12 protein-coding genes and 5 pseudogenes are annotated in these 16,634 nt (G+C 63.5%); 9 read left to right on the top strand and 8 right to left on the bottom strand.

Annotation, left to right across the window (positions count from 1 at the left end):
* Positions 1-82 precede the first annotated feature (82 nt).
* Both mrdA and PPL01S_RS15775 read left to right on the top strand, forming a co-directional pair.
* Entirely contained in the window at positions 83-1,969 is a 1,887-nt protein-coding gene (mrdA, locus tag PPL01S_RS15780) for a penicillin-binding protein 2 (protein WP_028624929.1), read from the top strand.
* 203 nt (positions 1,970-2,172) lie between these two features.
* The gene (locus PPL01S_RS15775) at positions 2,173-2,394 is read left to right on the top strand and encodes a hypothetical protein (RefSeq protein WP_016393727.1); all 222 of its coding nucleotides are present in this window, start codon (positions 2,173-2,175) and stop codon (positions 2,392-2,394) included.
* A 140-nt stretch (positions 2,395-2,534) separates the two neighbouring features.
* Here PPL01S_RS15775 and arfB read toward each other — a convergent pair whose 3' ends face one another.
* The 5 genes and pseudogenes from arfB to PPL01S_RS15750 all read right to left on the bottom strand — a co-directional run.
* Positions 2,535-2,948: an alternative ribosome rescue aminoacyl-tRNA hydrolase ArfB gene (arfB, locus tag PPL01S_RS15770; protein ID WP_028624930.1), complete on the bottom strand. Its 414-nt coding sequence runs from the start codon at positions 2,946-2,948 to the stop codon at positions 2,535-2,537.
* Positions 2,949-3,109: 161 nt separating this feature from the next.
* Positions 3,110-6,268: a CusA/CzcA family heavy metal efflux RND transporter gene (locus PPL01S_RS15765; RefSeq protein ID WP_028624931.1), complete on the bottom strand. Its 3,159-nt coding sequence runs from the start codon at positions 6,266-6,268 to the stop codon at positions 3,110-3,112.
* Positions 6,269-6,292: 24 nt separating this feature from the next.
* Positions 6,293-7,540, bottom strand: coding sequence for an efflux RND transporter periplasmic adaptor subunit (locus PPL01S_RS15760; RefSeq protein ID WP_016393724.1), 1,248 nt, complete (start codon positions 7,538-7,540; stop codon positions 6,293-6,295).
* Between the two features lie 69 nt (positions 7,541-7,609).
* The gene (locus tag PPL01S_RS15755; protein WP_028624932.1) at positions 7,610-8,875 is read right to left on the bottom strand and encodes a TolC family protein; all 1,266 of its coding nucleotides are present in this window, start codon (positions 8,873-8,875) and stop codon (positions 7,610-7,612) included.
* A gap of 190 nt (positions 8,876-9,065) precedes the next feature.
* A pseudogene (locus tag PPL01S_RS15750) lies at positions 9,066-9,296 on the bottom strand (OprD family outer membrane porin); the annotation flags it as partial.
* Between the two features lie 19 nt (positions 9,297-9,315).
* Between PPL01S_RS15750 and PPL01S_RS25725 the strand changes: the two are divergent.
* The 5 genes and pseudogenes from PPL01S_RS25725 to PPL01S_RS15730 form a co-directional block, all read left to right on the top strand.
* A pseudogene (locus PPL01S_RS25725) lies at positions 9,316-9,678 on the top strand (OprD family outer membrane porin); the annotation flags it as partial.
* Positions 9,679-9,891 (top strand): annotated as a pseudogene (locus PPL01S_RS25720) (winged helix-turn-helix domain-containing protein); the annotation flags it as partial.
* 296 nt (positions 9,892-10,187) lie between these two features.
* Positions 10,188-11,102 carry a transcriptional regulator FeaR gene (feaR, locus tag PPL01S_RS15740; protein WP_016393720.1) on the top strand — a complete coding sequence of 305 codons (915 nt, stop codon included), beginning with the start codon at positions 10,188-10,190 and terminating at the stop codon, positions 11,100-11,102.
* A gap of 283 nt (positions 11,103-11,385) precedes the next feature.
* The gene (locus tag PPL01S_RS15735; protein ID WP_016393719.1) at positions 11,386-11,784 is read left to right on the top strand and encodes a c-type cytochrome; all 399 of its coding nucleotides are present in this window, start codon (positions 11,386-11,388) and stop codon (positions 11,782-11,784) included.
* 164 nt (positions 11,785-11,948) lie between these two features.
* Positions 11,949-13,268: an alginate export family protein gene (locus PPL01S_RS15730; protein WP_028624934.1), complete on the top strand. Its 1,320-nt coding sequence runs from the start codon at positions 11,949-11,951 to the stop codon at positions 13,266-13,268.
* Between the two features lie 30 nt (positions 13,269-13,298).
* On the opposite strand, the pseudogene PPL01S_RS15725 reads toward PPL01S_RS15730, so the two are convergent.
* A pseudogene (locus tag PPL01S_RS15725) lies at positions 13,299-13,768 on the bottom strand (MarR family winged helix-turn-helix transcriptional regulator).
* Between the two features lie 173 nt (positions 13,769-13,941).
* On the opposite strand from PPL01S_RS15725, the gene PPL01S_RS15720 reads away from it, so the two are divergent.
* Together PPL01S_RS15720 and PPL01S_RS15715 are read left to right on the top strand one after the other, a co-directional pair.
* Positions 13,942-15,060 carry an amidase gene (locus tag PPL01S_RS15720; RefSeq protein WP_016393716.1) on the top strand — a complete coding sequence of 373 codons (1,119 nt, stop codon included), beginning with the start codon at positions 13,942-13,944 and terminating at the stop codon, positions 15,058-15,060.
* 80 nt (positions 15,061-15,140) lie between these two features.
* Positions 15,141-15,653, top strand: a complete 513-nt coding sequence (locus PPL01S_RS15715; RefSeq protein WP_028624935.1) for a nuclear transport factor 2 family protein — start codon at positions 15,141-15,143, stop codon at positions 15,651-15,653.
* A 208-nt stretch (positions 15,654-15,861) separates the two neighbouring features.
* Here PPL01S_RS15715 and PPL01S_RS26045 read toward each other — a convergent pair whose 3' ends face one another.
* Both PPL01S_RS26045 and PPL01S_RS15710 read right to left on the bottom strand, forming a co-directional pair.
* Complete coding sequence (locus PPL01S_RS26045) at positions 15,862-15,999, bottom strand: hypothetical protein (protein ID WP_439709719.1); 138 nt, start codon at positions 15,997-15,999, stop codon at positions 15,862-15,864.
* A gap of 89 nt (positions 16,000-16,088) precedes the next feature.
* A pseudogene (locus PPL01S_RS15710) lies at positions 16,089-16,604 on the bottom strand (transposase); the annotation flags it as partial.
* Positions 16,605-16,634 lie beyond the last annotated feature (30 nt).

The following is a 16,634-nucleotide window of genomic DNA, read 5'->3' as shown; positions in this document are numbered from 1 at the left end:
TGCACCCATGTTGGCTGGCCTGGCGTAATCGCTGGCAAGCCAGCTCCCACAGGTTTCGCGTTCAGTCGACCCACCATCGCCCATGCCCCAACCGATCCCCCTCAAGGACCACGAAAAGGAAAAGCACCTGGTCAACCGCCGGCTGATGGCCTGCGCTGCCCTGGTCTTCGGCCTGGTCGCCGTCCTCGTTGGCCGGCTCTACGTGCTGCAGGTGCTGCAGCACGACCAGCAGACTGCGGTATCGGAAAACAACCGCGTGCACGTGCTGCCCATCGCCCCTGAGCGTGGGCTGATCTACGACCGCAACGGCGTGGTGCTGGCCGACAACAAACCCAGCTTCGACCTGACCATGACCCGCGAGCGCGCCGGCGACTCGGCCAAGGTGCTCGATACCCTGGCAGCAGTACTGGGCCTTGGCGAGGATGAGCGCAAGCAGTTCGACAAGGACCTGCGTCGCGGCCGCAAGCCATTCGAGCCGGTGACCCTGATGGTCGGCCTGAGCGAAGAGCAGATCGCCCTGGTAGCGGTCAACCAGTTCCGCCTGCCAGGCCTGGAGGTGGAACCGCAGTTCATCCGCGAGTACCCCCTGGCCGAGCACTTCGCCCACTCGGTCGGCTATGTCGGGCGCATCAACGAAAAGGAAGCCAAGACCCTCGACAGCACCGAGTACCGGGGCACCCAGTCGATCGGCAAGACCGGCATCGAGCACTTCTACGAAAGCCAGCTGCACGGCCATGTCGGTTACGAAGAAGTCGAGACCAACGCCCAGGGCCGGGTGATGCGCGTGCTCAACCACCAAGACCCGATTCCCGGCAAGGACATCGTCCTCAGCCTCGATGCGCACCTGCAGGTGGCCGCCGAGAAGGCCCTGGGCGAGCGCCGTGGCGCGGTGGTGGTGCTGGACCCTGCCAACGGCGATGTGCTGGCGATGGTCAGCAACCCCAGCTTCGACCCCAACCTGTTCGTCAAGGGCATCAGCTTCAAGCAGTACGCCGCCCTGCGCGATTCGATCGACCGGCCGCTGTTCAACCGGGTGCTGCGCGGCCTGTATGCGCCGGGCTCGACGGTCAAGCCGGAAGTGGCCATCGCCGGCCTCGACAGCGGCGTGATCACCCCCGGCAGCCGGGTGTTCGACCCGGGCTACTACGAGTTGCCCAACTACGACCACAAGTACCGCAACTGGAACCACAGCGGCGATGGCTGGGTGGACATGTACACCGCCATCATGCGGTCCAACGACACCTACTTCTACGACCTGGCGCACAAGCTGGGCATCGACCGCCTGCACGACTACATGGCCGAGTTCGGCCTGGGGCAAAAGGTCTCGCTGGACATGAACGAAGAGGCCGCAGGGCTGATGCCTTCGGCCCAATGGAAGCGGGCCACCCGGCGTCAGGCCTGGTTCCCCGGCGAGACGCTGATCCTCGGCATCGGCCAGGGCTACATGCAGGTCACCCCACTGCAGCTGGCCCAGGCCACCAGCCTGCTGGCCAGCAAGGGCGCGTGGCACCGCCCGCACCTGGCCATGACGGTGGGCAACGAGACCCCGGTCGACCCCAACCCGATGCCCGACATCGTGCTGCATGACCGCCATGCCTGGGACCAGGTCAACCAGGGCATGCAGATGGTCATGCACGACCCGCGCGGCATCGCCCGCGCCGCTGCCGCCGGCGCCCAGTACCGCATCGCCGGCAAGAGCGGCACGGCGCAGGTGGTGGCGATCAAGCAGGGCGAGCGCTACAACCGCGACAAGACCCTCGAACGGCACCGCGACAACGCCCTGTTCGTCGGCTTCGCCCCGGCCGATCACCCCAGCGTTGTGGTGGCGGTGATGATCGAGAACGGCGAGGCCGGTGGCCGGGTCGCTGGGCCGGTGGTGCGGGAAGTGATGGACGCGTACCTGCTGGATGATCAGGGGCATCTGAAGCCGCAGTATGCCGGGGTGCCCAAAGGGGTGCCGCATACCTAGGGCTGCGTGGCAGCCCATCGCCGGCAAGCCGGCTCCCACAGGATAGATGGACTGCCTCCAGGAAGTTGGGGCAGTCATCCTGCCAATGGCGAAAGTTGCAGGATTGTAATGATCGCCTCACCTTCTCGTTAGCTTCACGTTCCTAAACTACCAGACAACAAAGGCCGCGCACTTGGCAGGCCTGGTAGACACCGAGGTTCGATATGAACTATTTGAAATCTTTCGCGATTGGCAGTGTGCTGTTTGCACTCATGGGTAGCGCCTTTGCCGAAGGCGGTCATGAGCGCGCGGTTCAATTCAATGAAAACTTCCGGGCGGAACAGGCGCGTTTGTGGAGCGACGATTCGTTCGATCAGAACAAGCAGCAAGTTGCCCAGGAACAGCAGAAAGTACGTAAGGGCGATCAGGAGCAAGCCGATAACTGATCGGCGCCACAAGGACTTCACATGAAGCAACTTCCACGACAAGAAAGCCAGGCATTGCCTGGCTTTCTTCGCTTCAGCCCCTTCACTATTCGTTGTTGATGCACCAGGCTTGCAGATCAATCAAACCTTGCTCATTGGGTCTAGAAATCCACCTTGCCCCGCCCCGCCTTGACCGTGCTGCGCCTGGCTTTTCCTTCAAGGCGGCGGGTCTTCGAGCCGAGGGTCGGCTTGGTGGGACGGCGTTTCTTCTCGGTCTTGCCGGCAGCGATGATCAACTCGGCAAGACGCGCCAGTGCGTCAGTTCGGTTCTGCTCCTGGGTGCGGTATTGCTGGGCCTTGATGATCAACACGCCGTCGCCGGTGATGCGACTGTCACGCAGCGCCAGCAGCCGCTCCTTGTAGAACGCGGGCAGCGACGAGGCCCGAATGTCGAAGCGCAGGTGCACGGCACTGGACACCTTGTTGACATTCTGCCCACCCGCGCCTTGCGCGCGGATGTACGTCAGTTCGATGTCGGCATCTAGCAGATGCACGTTGTTGGAGATGGTCAGCATGGCACGGCCCTTGTGATTGCCCTCCATTATCACAGCCTTTGCGCTCGCCCACTGAACAAAACACGTTTGACCTCAATCACCTTGATCGAGACGCCCTGCTCCGCCATTGCCAATTCCGAGGCCTGTGGCTTGGACCACGCCACAGGCCCTTCGACGATCGACTATCCGTTCAGTGCTTCATCGCCATCGTCGTCCCTGCGGTGTGCCCAGTGATACAGGGCAGGCAGCACCAGCAAGGTCAGCGCGGTGGAAGACAGGATCCCGCCAATCACCACGGTCGCCAGCGGTCGTTGGACTTCCGCGCCGGTACCGGTCGCCAGGGCCATCGGAATGAAGCCCAGGGAAGCCACCAGGGCGGTCATCAGCACCGGGCGCAGTCGGGCCAGTGCACCTTCGTCCACCGCCTGCCTGAGGGTGCGCCCTTCCTCGCGCAGCCCACGGATGAAGGAAATCATCACCAGGCCGTTGAGTACCGCCACCCCGGACAGCGCAATGAAGCCGACGCCTGCCGAGATCGACAGCGGGATGTCGCGAAGCCACAGCGCCACGACGCCACCGGTGAGCGCGAACGGAATTCCGGTGAAGACCAGCATGCCGTCCTTCAAGTTGTTGAACATCAGGAACAGCAGGGTCATGACCAGCAGCAAGGCCACCGGCACGACGATCTGCAGGCGTTTGGCCGCCGATTGCAGTTGCTCGAACTGGCCACCCCAGGTGGTCCAGTAACCGGCAGGAATCTGCACGCGGGACGCCAGCGCCTCGCTCGCCTCGTCGACGAACGAACCCAGGTCACGGCCGCGCACGTTGGCGCTGACCACCACCACGCGCTTGCCGTTCTCGCGGCTGATCTGGTTGGGCCCCAGTTCCAGGTCCAGGCTGGCCACCTGGGACAAGGAAATGAAGCCGATCTGCTCGGCCCCGAGCGCCGGGTTCGCGGGCACCGGAATCAACAGGCCCGACAGCCCGGCGACGTCGGTACGCAGGGCCTCGGACAGGCGCACCACCAGGTCGAAGCGACGGTCGCCTTCATACAGCGTGCCGGCCTGACGGCCCCCCACCGCGATCGCCACGGCATCTTGTACGGCGCCAATGTTCAGGCCGTAGCGCGCGGCTTTTTCACGGTCGATGTTGATGGTCAGCACGGGCAGACCGGTGGTCTGCTCGACCTTCACCTCGGACGCCCCCTGGACACCCTGCAACGCCGTGGCGATCTTCGCGGCCGTTCGGTTCAGCACGTCCATGTCGTCGCCGTAGACCTTCACCGCGACGTCACTGCGCACACCGGAAATCAGTTCGTTGAAGCGCAGCTGGATCGGCTGGGACAACTCGTAGTTGCTGCCAGGCACACTGGCGGCGGCCTTCTGCACCTCTTCGATCAGTTCCTCACGCGATCTGTCCGGGTCCGGCCACTGCGCCTTGGGCTTGAGCATGACGTAAGCGTCGGAAATGTTCGGTGGCATCGGGTCGGAGGCGATTTCCGCAGTACCGGTACGGGCGAACACGCGCTCGACCTCCGGCACCTTTTCCATCACCGCCTTTTCCAGGCGCTGCTGCATGTCCAGCGACTGGGTCAGGCTGGTACCGGGTACCCGCAGGGCCTGCAGGGCGAAGTCGCCCTCGCTCAGGCTCGGAATGAACTCGCTGCCCATGCGGCTGGCGAGCACACCGCTGAGCACCACCACGGTGACCGCCGCCGAGAATGCGAGGTTGCGGTGTTCCAGCACCCATTGCAGCACAGGCTGGTAGCGCAGGCGCGCATGGCGCATGAGCACGCCTTCTTCTTCCTTGACCTTGCCGGTGACGAACATGGCGATCGCCGCCGGGACGAAGGTGACGGAGAGGATCATCGCGCCCAGCAGCGCCATCACTACGGTGAAGGCCATGGGGTGGAACATCTTGCCCTCGACCCCGGTGAGGGCGAAGATCGGCAGGTACACCGCCATGATGATCAACTGGCCAAAGATCAGTGGCCGACGCGCTTCACGCGCCGCGGCGAAGACCTCATGGAAGCGCTCGGCCCTGGTGAGCATGCGCCCGTGCTTGTGCTGCGCCTGGGCCAGGCGGCGGATCGCGTTCTCCACGATCACCACGGCGCCGTCGACGATGATGCCGAAGTCCAGCGCCCCCAGGCTCATCAGGTTGGCACTGACCTTGTTGTGGAACATGCCGGTGAAGGTGAACAGCATGGACAGCGGGATCACCATCGCGGTGATCAGCGCCGCACGGATGTTGCCCAGGAACAGGAACAGGATGGCGATGACCAGGATCGCCCCTTCGATGAGGTTCTTCTTGACCGTCGCAATGGCTTTCTCGACCAGATTGGTCCGGTCGTAGACCGTGATCGCGACCACCCCCTTGGGCAGCGTGCGGTTGATTTCTGCAAGCTTGGCGGCGACCGCCTGGGACACGCTCCGGCTGTTCTCGCCGATCAGCATGAACACGGTCCCCAGCACCACCTCACGGCCATTCTCGGTAGCGGCGCCGGAACGCAGCTCTTTGCCGATGCTGACTTCGGCGACATGGCTGATGCGTATCGGCGCGCCAGCGACGCTGGTGATCACGATGTTGGCGATGTCCTCGACACTGCCCAGCTGGCCAGGCGCACGGATCAGCAACTGTTCGCCACTGCGCTCCACGTAGCCGGCACCGACGTTGGCATTGTTGCTTTCCAGGGCCGCGACCAGGTCGTTGAGGGTCAGCTTGTAGGTCGCCAGGCGCTTGGGGTCCGGCGCGATGTGGTACTGCTTGGCATAGCCACCGATGGTGTTGATCTCGGCCACACCGGGGACGTTGCGCAACTGCGGCTTGATGATCCAGTCCTGGATCACCCGCAGGTCGGTGGGGGTGTAGGGCGTGCCGTCTTCCTTGACTGCGCCGTCTTCAGCCTCGACCGTCCACAGGAAGATCTCGCCAAGCCCGGTGGAGATGGGCCCCATGACCGCCTCCACGCCCTCTGGCAGCTGCGCCTTGGCAACCTGCAGCCGCTCGTTGACCAGCTGGCGGGCAAAGAAGATGTCGGTGCCGTCCTCGAAGATCACGGTGACCTGCGACAGGCCGGAGCGAGACAGCGAACGGGTCTGCTTGAGGCCCGGCAGGCCGGCCATGGCCGTTTCGACCGCGAAGGTGATCCGCTGCTCGGTTTCCAGCGGCGTATAGCCCGGGGCGGCCGCGTTGATCTGGACCTGCACGTTGGTGATATCGGGTACCGCATCGATCGGCAGCTTCTGGTAGCTGTAGATGCCGACGCCGGCCATGATCAGTACGGCGATCATGACCACGATGCGCTGCTCGATGGCGAATCTGATGAGACGTTCAAACATGGCAAATCATCCTGTCGGTGCGCATCAGTGACTGTGCTCGGCCGTGGCCTTGCCCAGCTCGGACTTGAGCGTGAAGCTGCCACTGGCTGCCACCCGGTCACCGGATTTCACGCCATCGGTCACCTCCACATAGCCACCGTCACGGCGGCCGAGCCTTACCGGTCGGGTATCGAAGCCCTCGGCAGTGCGCACGAACACCGAAGGTTGCTCCTCGACGGTCTGCACAGCGGACTCGGGGACGGCCACGGCAACCTGATCGCTGCGCGAGGTGACCGCTATGTTCACGAACAAGCCCGGGCGCCAGGCGCCATTGGGGTTGGTCAGGGTGACGCGGACGGTCGCCGCGCGGTTCTGCTCACCGAGCAGGCTGCCGACGTAGCCGACCTTGCCGTCGACCTCGGCATTCATGTCGGGGGACGACACCTTCACCGCGCGGCCGGTCACCACCTTGCCCAGGTCGGCCGGTGGCACCGCGAAGGTCGCCCACACCTGGTTGAGGTCGGACAGAATGAACGCGTTGGTCGCCTCGCTGACCACCTCGCCGACGGTCAGGTGCTTTTCCACGATCACCGCGTCGAAGGGCGCGCGCAGCTCGTAGCGGTTACCGCCGGCAGCGTTGACCGACGCCCCGATCGCGCCGACCTTCTGCCGGGCGTTGGCCAGGGCGATCTCGGCCTCCTGCAGCGCCTGGCGCGCCTGGAGGTAGTCCTGCTCGGCAGAGATCTTGTCCTGCCACAGCTGCTTCTCACGCGCGAAGGTCACCCGCGCCAGCTCCACGCGCCGCTGGGCGGCCTGTTGCTCGCTGCGCAGGTCGGAGATCTGCTGGCTGGCGATCACAGCAAGGATCTGCCCCTTCTTCACCGCCTCGCCGAGGTTGGCATGAACGCTTTCGACGACGCCGGGGACCCGAGGGACCACGTGGGCGGTTCGGTCCTCGTCGAAGCGGATCTCGCCAGGGAAGGTCACGACAGTGCCAAGCTCGCGCGCGGCTGCCGTTTCCAGCACGACACCAGCGGCCTTGATCTGTTCGGCGCTGAGGGTCAGCTTGCCCTCCTCGCCATGGCCTTCTTCTGCATGGCCTTCCTCACCATGGCCCTCCTCACCCTCCCCCCTGCTGGTTGATGCGGCTGGCTTGTCGTGCCCGTGGTCATCGTCTGCACCGTGTTCGGCATGACCGGTTGCCTGCTCCGAACCGGCGTTCCAGGCGAGGCTACCGAAGCCGAGGGCAGCCACTGCGGCTACCGCCAGGGCGATCCTGCGTTTGTTATCCATTGCTACTCCTGCTAATCGTTGACAGCGGCCTGTTCAGCGCCGCGTGCCGAAGAAAGTGTCTGGGCCGTTTCAGCGCACGTCGCCAGCCATACCCAGGTCGCCGTAGACCCGCTCCACCTGCGCACGCGCGTCGGTTGCCGCTGCCAGCGACTCGAGGTACTGGCCCCGCGCGACGATCAAGGTGCGCTGGGCATCGAGTACCTCGATGAAGCCGAACTTGCCCATCTCGAATCCGCGGGTCGCGGTGTCCACCGCCCGCTGGGCCGACGGCAGGATGGTCTTGTCGTAGGACTCGACCTCCTGCATGGCGGTGGACCACTGGTTCAGCGCGGTCTGGGTTTCGCTGCGCAGCCGCAGTTCCACCGCGTTGCGCAGGTCGCGTGCCTGATCGGCACGGCGCGAAGCGGACAGGATGTTGCCCTGGTTACGGTCGAACAGCGGCAGGGGCATGGACAGACCCACGACATTGACCCGCTCGCGCACGGAGCGGTCATATTGGCTACCCACACTCACCGTGAGGTTGGGGATACGTTGGGCTTTCTCCGAGCCCAGCGCGGCATCGCTCTGGTCGATCTGTGCCACCGCCTGGCGCATCTCTGCGGTCTGCTCGAGCCTGGACAGCAGCGCGTCAGTCCCTGGCGGCTTGCCGGGGGACAGGCTCGGTGAATCCAGGCGGTCGAACACGGTGACCGGGCTTCCCGTGACCTGGGCCAGGTGCTGGTAGGCGGTGGTTTTCTCGGTTTCGCCACGGCGCACCTGCAGCTGAGCTTCGGCCAGCTGCACCTGGGCACGGGTGACCTCCACCGGGGAGGATTTACCCGCACGCACGCGCACCTCGACAATGCGCAGGCCGCGCTCGGTCAACTCGAGGGACTGCCTGGCCAGGTCCAGGCCAGTCTGGGCGCGCAGGGCTGCGTAGTACGCCTGCACGACATCGGCACGCAGGGCGTTCACGCGCCGGTCAAGCTCCAGCTGCGCCACGGACTGGCCGAAGGTGGCGACCTCGATACGGGCGCCGCGTTTGCCGCCAAGCTCCAGGGGCTGGCTGAGTGTCACGGTGGTGGTGCTGTTGTCGCGGTCGGTGTCTTCCATCTCATAGGAAATTTCGGGGTTGGGAATGACCCCAGCCTGCGTGCGCGCACCTTGTGCGATACCGATCTCCTGCCTGGCAGCCGCCAGGTCGGGGTTGCCAGCCATTGCCGTCGACAGCGCCTGGGGCAAGCTGATGCCTTGGGCAAATGCTGCCGGCGTCATCAACCCGCAGATGGCCGCACACAGTGCGGCGATCTTCCAGGTAGCGCTTTTTGAAAAGACATTGCGGTGATACCCGGGCACTTTCACGGTCCTCGTGCGCAAACTTCGATCAAGCTTGGCGAGAACGTCGCAACCACTGCCAAGCCCCACTGGAAAAGGTGCTGGCACTCTAATCAGCGGTAGCTATCAGCGCGGTGGCGCGAAAATTACAATTTCGTTAGAAACCGTTGAAGTGGCTGGGGCAACTGAACAGCCATATCGACCCACGCGGGCCGATCAGCGCCAGGTCGTCACTCAGCGGATAGGCAACGCTGGTGCCCGCGTAGTACTGATTCCAGACGTCTTTCAGCTGGCTGGCGTACAGGCTCACGGTGAAGTTGCCGTTGACCTGGTAATCACCGCCGCCGTAACCGATCCAGGGCGAGTTGACCGGCCCGGCACAGAAGGTCTCGAAGTTGTCGTCGAGGTTGCTGGAGACCGGCTGGCTCATGGCGTGAAGCCGGAGTTGAACGTGCTGATGAGGCTTCAACCTCTACAAGGCCGTCGATGAGGGCAAGCAGCGCCTGGGCGAGTTCGACAACGACATCTGGAGTGCCAAGCTGGGCGTGCAGTACGGGGCGCACACCCTGGCGCTGTCGCACCAGCGCAACAACGGCGACGACGATTTCGACTACCTGCGTCAGTCGGACTCGATCTTCCTCGACAACTCGATCCAGTACAGCGACTTCAACTCGCCGAACGAACGCTCGTGGATGCTGCGTTACGACTTGAACATGACGCACTATGGCATCCCCGGCCTGTCGTTCATGACCCGCTATGCCAGGGGTTCTGACGCCGACTACTCGAACGCCAACCAGGTCTACATGCGCACCGACGACAAGGGCGAATTCGCCCTGCTGCATTACCTGATGCGCCATGCTGGTGTGGTGCTGAGCCGCACGCAGATCATCTCCCAGGTCTGGGACATGAACTTCGACTGCGACACCAACGTCGTCGAGGTCTCGATTCGCAGGCTGCGCGCGAAGATAGACGACCCATTCGACTCCAGGCTCATCCACACGCTCAGAGGCGTCGGGTACGTCCTGGAAAAGCGATGAAGCCAGCATGGCGCGGCAAATGGGCCACGCCCTGCCCTCAAGGGAAACACTAACGTTTCAAAATGCTACAACTGCGGGCAGTGTCGCTGCATTTTCCATCCCCTGCTGCTTCCTACGCACATTCCTGTCATTGCTTTAACTTCTTTGCTTTCAATGACTTGCGTCTAATCCAAGGCAACGAAGCCTTCATTCAGGCCCGATTTTTGCTTGAATTTTCAAGTGAATAGTAATGCATAACCCAAATTCCAAGAGCTCGCCCAAGCGAGCCGTTCCACGTCATACCGTGCGAGGCATCCATGACCCCTGCAAGCCGTGTTACCGACGACCACTTCCAGGCCTGGCTCAACCAGGTCAATGAAGCCTGTGGCCATTTCAACGGTCGCAAGCTCGACCCAGGCTTCGTCGGCCAACTGGAAAAATGCCAGGTAGGCCAGATTTCCATGAGCATCGTCGACATGACCCAAGTGAACCTGTTTCGCGGCCCGCGGGAAATCCGTGCCAGTGGTGCCGACAACTACTATGCGGTGCTGCAACTGGCCGGGACTTCGCGCATCGAGCACCAGCAGGCATGCATCGAGCTGCAGGCCGGCGACCTGACCCTGATCGATGCCAGCGCCCCGCTGGACATGCACTTTCATGAGCGCTCCCGGCAACTGTCGCTGATTTTGCCGCGGGCCCAGGTGCAAAGCGGCACCCGCGGCGTCGGCGTGACCTGCGCCAAGCGCATCGAGGCGAAGATGCCGCTGGCCAGCATGGCGCGGCAGATGATGCTCGAAGCCGGACGGACCCAGCACATGGCCAACAATGAAAGCCTGGCGGTGCTGGACGCACTGATCGCCCTGCTGCGCCCGGCCATCTGCCACGACAGCGTGCCCGGCAGCCATGAGCGCATGTTCCGCAAGGCCCTGGCGCTGATCGACCAGAACATCACCTGCGAAGGCCTGAGCCCCGAGTTCATCGCCGGCGAAGTGGGGATTTCCATGCGCAGCCTGTACCGCATCTTTGCCAAGCACGAGCTGGTGATCGCCCAGTACATCCGTAACCGCCGCCTCGACTTCTGCGCCGAAAGCCTGCGCAACCCGGCCATGGACCAGAAAGTCTCGTCGCTCGGCTATGCCTGGGGCTTCTCCGATTCGAGCTATTTCAGCACCGCATTCAAGGCCCGTTTCGGCATGACGCCTGGGGAATACCGCAAGCGCCACGCCAACTGAGTGGTCGCCTGTCAGGCTTCTGTGGGAGCAATTGTCTTGCCCATGGTCTTGAAGACTGGTGCGAAACCGATGTGGGAGCCGGCTTGCCGGCGACAGGGCCCGAACAGCCTGCTCTGGCCTCATCGCCGGCAAGCCGGCTCCCACACCACAAGGTTCGACTCAGGCTTTCGTGACCACCTGGCACCCCCGGCAAACGGCCTGGCAGGCACAGCAAAACCCAACGCGCCAGGCTGGCGCACAATCCAGCCATAAACCAACAAGAAACAACCCTGGAACCGTACTGATGTCGACCTTCATCCCCAGCAAATTCGCCATCCCTTTCCTGCTCGCCACCCTGGCCAGCCCCCTGGCGCTGGCCGAAGAATGCGCCGCCCCGCAGGCCCAGCAAGGCGAACAGGTATTCGCCCGTGACTGCGCGGCGTGCCACTCCTCGCAGAAGAACGGCCCGACCATGATGGGCCCGAACCTGCACGATGTGCTGGGCCGTACCCCAGGGACCGTGGCGGGCGCCAACTATTCGCAGGCCATGAAGTCGCGCCAGGCCGCCTGGACCGCCCAGGGCATCAGCGCCTTCATCGAGCAGCCGCAGGCCGCCGTGCCGGGTACCTACATGCCTTACGCCGGCTTGCACGACGCCGTCGAACGCCAGGCCGTGACCTGCTTCCTCGCCAGCCTCAAGTAACCCTGTACTTGTCCGCCAAAGGCCCCGCAACGGGGCCTTTGGCGTTTTGGCACGCTGCCAAAGGCAACTGGCAGCCAGGGCAAAAACCTGCGTCGGGGCTTCCTGCATGATCCGTGGCATGTCTTCGGAACTTCTGCCAAACCCATAACAAAGGAAGCCAGACCATGCTGCACCGCCCGTTCCGTCTCACCCTGGCCGCCGTGCTCGCCGGGGTCTCGCTGCAGGCGTCCGCCCTGGAGCTCTACGGCGACGCCGAGCGTCACCTCAACGCCAATATCGAGGCCGTGTTCGGTGCGTTCCACAGTGAGGAAAGCTACGCCATCGCCCGTGACCAGGAAGGCTCCACGTCGTGGCGCGAGGGCTACATCAAGTACGGCCTGAGCGGCGACCAGCGCCTGGGCGACGCCGGCTCGACGTACGGCGCCTTCGCCCTGCTCAGCTCCGGCACCTGGGGCGATGGCGACGCAGCAGGCTTCAGCGACGGCAGCGAACGCACCACCAAGATCGAGGACGCCTACCTCGGCTGGAAGTCCGGCAACCTGGTGCCCATGCTGGGCGAGGACGGCATCGACCTGTCCTTCGGCAAGCAGATGGTGGCAGTGGGTGACGGCTTCCTGATCCAGGGCGACTCGCTCAACGTCGGCAAGGGCCTGGCCGACGGCGAGTTCAACCGTGGCGGCGCCTACTATCTGGCGGCGCGCAAGAGCTTCGACAAGACCGCCGTGCTGCGCCTGGGCGGCAGCCAGGGCTGGCGCGGCGACCTGATGTGGCTGCAATCGGACAACCGCGCCCAGGCCAAGACCGAAATGCACGTGGCTACCCTGGAACACGTGGCAGAGCCCGGCACCGTCGGCCTGACCTACATCGGCACCACCCATGTCGACGAAGAGTTTGCTTCGCCGCAGCAGCTGGAACGTGACGGCATGAAGACCTACAGCCTGCGCGGCCAGGGCAATGCCGGGGTGGAGAACCTGTTCCTGTCTGGCGAGTACGCCACCCAGGACAAACCCCACACCAGCACCGAGGATGCCTGGTACCTGGAAGCCGGCTGGACCTTCGCCGACCTGCCGTGGCAGCCGAACATCAGCTACCGCTACAGCCGCTTCTCGGAGCAGTACGACACCCTGTTCTACGGGCTCGGCCGCGGCCTGGGCACCTGGTTCCAGGGCGAAGTGGCCGGCAACTATGCCAGCCCGTTCAACAGCAATGCGCGGATCCAGAAGGTCGGCCTGACGGTCAGCCCGACCCCGTCGCTGAACCTCGGCGCCCTGTGGTTCAAGTTCGACACCATCGACCGCAGCCTGGGCAACGCGGACGGCCGCGAGCTGGACCTGTATGCCGAATGGACGATCAACGACCACTTGATGGTGGTGCCGCTGGTGGGCCTGTATCAACCCGATCGCAGCTTCGAACAAGGCGGCACGCAACTGGGCAACGACAACAACAACCTGTACACCCAGGTGGTCTTCGTCAGCACCTTCTGATCGGCGGGGGCGCGACGCGCCCCTTTGCAGTCAGAGCGTTTCCAGGTTGTGGAACACCACTTCCAGCATGCGGTTGAGCCGTTGCACCTGGGCTTCGGTCAGCCCCTTGAAGCTGCGCTGGAACAGCTCGCGGGTGACGTCCTGCATGCGCTCGATGTTCTGCAGGCCGACCTCGGTGATACGCACCTGGGTCACCCGCCCGTCCTCGGGGCTTGGCGAGGTTTCCACCAGGCCGTCGTCCTTCATGCGGTAGACGATCTTGGTGATGGTCGACAGCTTGGCGATGGCATGGGTGGAAATTTCCGAAATGCTCGACTCACCGTTCTCGTTGAGGATCCACAGCACGCGCCAACGGGGCACGTCGAGGTCGATCTTCTTGAGCAGACGTTCCATGTTCTGGGTGTAGCGCCCATGCGCCAGTAGAAAGGGAAATCTTCCTTGCGAAACGCTTCGCTGGCCGGGTCGTGGTGGCTAGGGCCTGTGTTCTTCGAGTTGCTCATCGATTCACTACTTGTGCGGAAATAGTCGGCGCCATCATAGACGTTTCCGCGCATTTGGCTACCGGTGCAGGTCAAACAATACTGGAATATTCAGTTGACATTTCACGTAATTGCCGCGCATTTTAAGCGCTGGACCGTGGTCTGGCATCCCCTCCTGAACAGGCTTGATAACAATGACAATCATAGTTGAAACCCTCGACCTGGGCGGCGCCGGCCCCCGTGTCGTGGTCAAGGACACCATCGATGTCGCCGGTACCGCGACCCGCGCTTGCAGCCAGGCGCTGGAGCATGCACCGCTGGCCGAACGGCATGCCGAGGTGGTCAGCCACCTGCTGGCCAACGGTGCGCGCCTGACCGGCAAGGTCAGCCTGCACGAGCTGGCGTTCGGCACCACCGGCATCAACCACTACACCGGCACCGCGGCCAACCCGCGCTTCCCCGGGCGCATTCCCGGCGGCTCGTCCAGTGGTTCGGCGGCCGCCGTGGCGGCGGGCCTGGCCGATTTCAGCCTGGGCACCGACACCGGCGGCTCGGTGCGTATTCCGGCCTGCTGCTGCGGCGTGTTCGGCCTCAAGCCGACCTTTGGCCGGGTCAGCCGCAAAGGTGTGATGCCGGCGCGCAGCAGCCTGGACTGCGTCGGGCCGTTTGCCGCCAGCCTGCCGATGCTGGTACGGGCCATGAGCATGATCGACCCCACCTTCGTCCCCGCCCAGGTCCCGGCCAAGGCCCGCATCGGCGTGCTGCGGGTCACCGCCGAGGCTGCCATCCACAAGGTGGTGCACGGCGCCCTGACAGCCAGCGGCCTGCCGTTGGGCAATGTCGAACTCAAGCACTTCGGCGCGGCCTATGAAGCGGGCATGGTGGTGATCAACCGCGAGACCTTCGAGGGCTGCGGCCACTTGCTGGAAACCGGCAAGGTCGGTGCCGACATCGCCGGGCGCCTGGCCGCCGCGGGCCAGACCAGCGACAGCGCACTGGCCGAGGCGGAAGAAGTGCGTCGCCGCTTCACCGCGGAAGTCGACCAGGCCCTGGCCAGCTTCGACGTGCTGGCGCTGCCGACCATGCCCGACTTCCCGCTGCGCCTCGAAGAAGCCGCCGACACCCGAGCGGTGCTGGGCATGACCTCGCTGGTGCGGCCGTTCAACCTGTCGGGGCACCCGGCCTTGAGCATTCCCCTGGGCAGCAGCGCCGGCTTGCCGGTCGGCCTGCAACTGGTCGCCGCCAAGGGCGCTGACGAAAAGCTGCTGGCCGTGGCCGAGCGGCTGTTACTGAACCTCTATTCGACCCACTGAACCTGTCGGCCACTTGCGCCCTGTAGGAGCGGCCTTTCGCGACACAAGGCCGCTCCTACACACACAGAGATCTGATACCCATGCCCGATATCCAAGACCTGCAAGCTCGCCTGCAACGCTTCGAAAACCAGCAGGCTATCCGTGTGTGCATCAACCGCTACATGGAACTGTGCGACCAGCTCGACGCCAGCACCCCGCTCGACGAGCTGGCCGCACTGTTCACCCAAGACGCCGTGTGGGAAGGCAAAGGCGCCAAGTATGCCGCCAGCTTCGGCGGCTACCGCAGCCGCGAGGCGATCCGCGCGATGTTCGCCACTTACATGAAGACCCCGGCGCACTTCGCCTTGAATGTGCACTTCCTGACCAGCGAAGTGATCGAGGCAGAGGCTGACCAGGGCCTGGGCCGCTGGGTGATGCTGCAGACCAGCACCTTTGCCGATGGCGCCTCGCACTTGAACGCAGCAAGGCTGACGGTGCGCTTCGCCCTTGAAGAAGGACAATGGCGCATGGCGCACTTCCAGACCGAGAACCTGTTCAGCCGGCCAGTGAGTGAATGGAACAGCGAAGCGGTGTTGCCTGTACCTGAGCGATAAGGCCCCAACATCCAGATGTCCACTTTGGGTCCAGGCTGTGTGAAAACGCAAGTAAGTACGTCGAGTAGCGAAAGAAGCTGGGGCACCCTGTCAATTCAGCAGATCTAAGTGCTGATCTACCTCAGTCTGGCACCGGACGCGGCCCGCGCTATTTGGGCCGCGGCAGCGGCCCGAATAGCCGTATACGGATGCAAAAAAATGCTTGGCCTCAAGTCCTGATCGCTTCAATCAGCCCAGCGATACCAAAGATGCTCATCATTCGTTTGAGATTGTAGGCAAGCACGTGAAGGCTCATTTCGGTGCTTACCCTCGGTAGGGTTTTGGTCAGGAAGTGAGTGCTTCCCATCCAGTATTTGAGCGTTCCGAAGGGATGCTCCACCGTCTGCCGGCGAACCTTCATCTTTCCTGGGTCATGCTCCAATCGGCGCGTGCCTGGTTCGCCATATTGCTCTGCATGCGCGCCTTGATCTTGCCCTGGGTAAAGTTGCGGTCGCGGTTATTTACGGCTTTGAATTTGCTGCCGTCGATGGCAATGATCGACTGGGAGAAAAGATTGAGGTTGCGGTAAAGCACCACGAATTGCCGGCAGACGCTGCGAATGGCTTTGCCGTTGTCTCGGCGAAAGTCGGCAATCGTTTTGAAGTCAGGAGCCAATCGGCCCGTTAACCAGATCAGCTCGACATTGCGCTCTGCCTCGCGCTCAAGCCGGCGGCTGGACTGAATCCGGTTGAGGTAGCCATAGATGTAGATTTTCAGCAGGACTGCTGGATGGTAGGCCGGACGACCCGTTGCAGCCGGATCGACACCCTCGAACCCGAGCGCTCCGAGGTCGAGTTCATCGACGAAAACGTCAACCACCCGAACAGGGTTTTCTTCGGTGATGTAATCATCCAGGCACTCCGGCAGCAGCGTGACTTGCGTCCGGGCCTCACCCTCAATGAACCACTTCATGATCGTCCCCGCCACGATCTCGACAATCAG

The sequence above is a fragment of the Pseudomonas plecoglossicida NBRC 103162 = DSM 15088 genome (genome assembly GCF_000730665.1).
In the GTDB taxonomy this organism is placed as follows: domain Bacteria; phylum Pseudomonadota; class Gammaproteobacteria; order Pseudomonadales; family Pseudomonadaceae; genus Aquipseudomonas; species Aquipseudomonas plecoglossicida.
The sequence above is the reverse complement of the archived record's forward strand: the minus strand, read 5'-3'. Positions and strand labels throughout refer to the sequence as shown.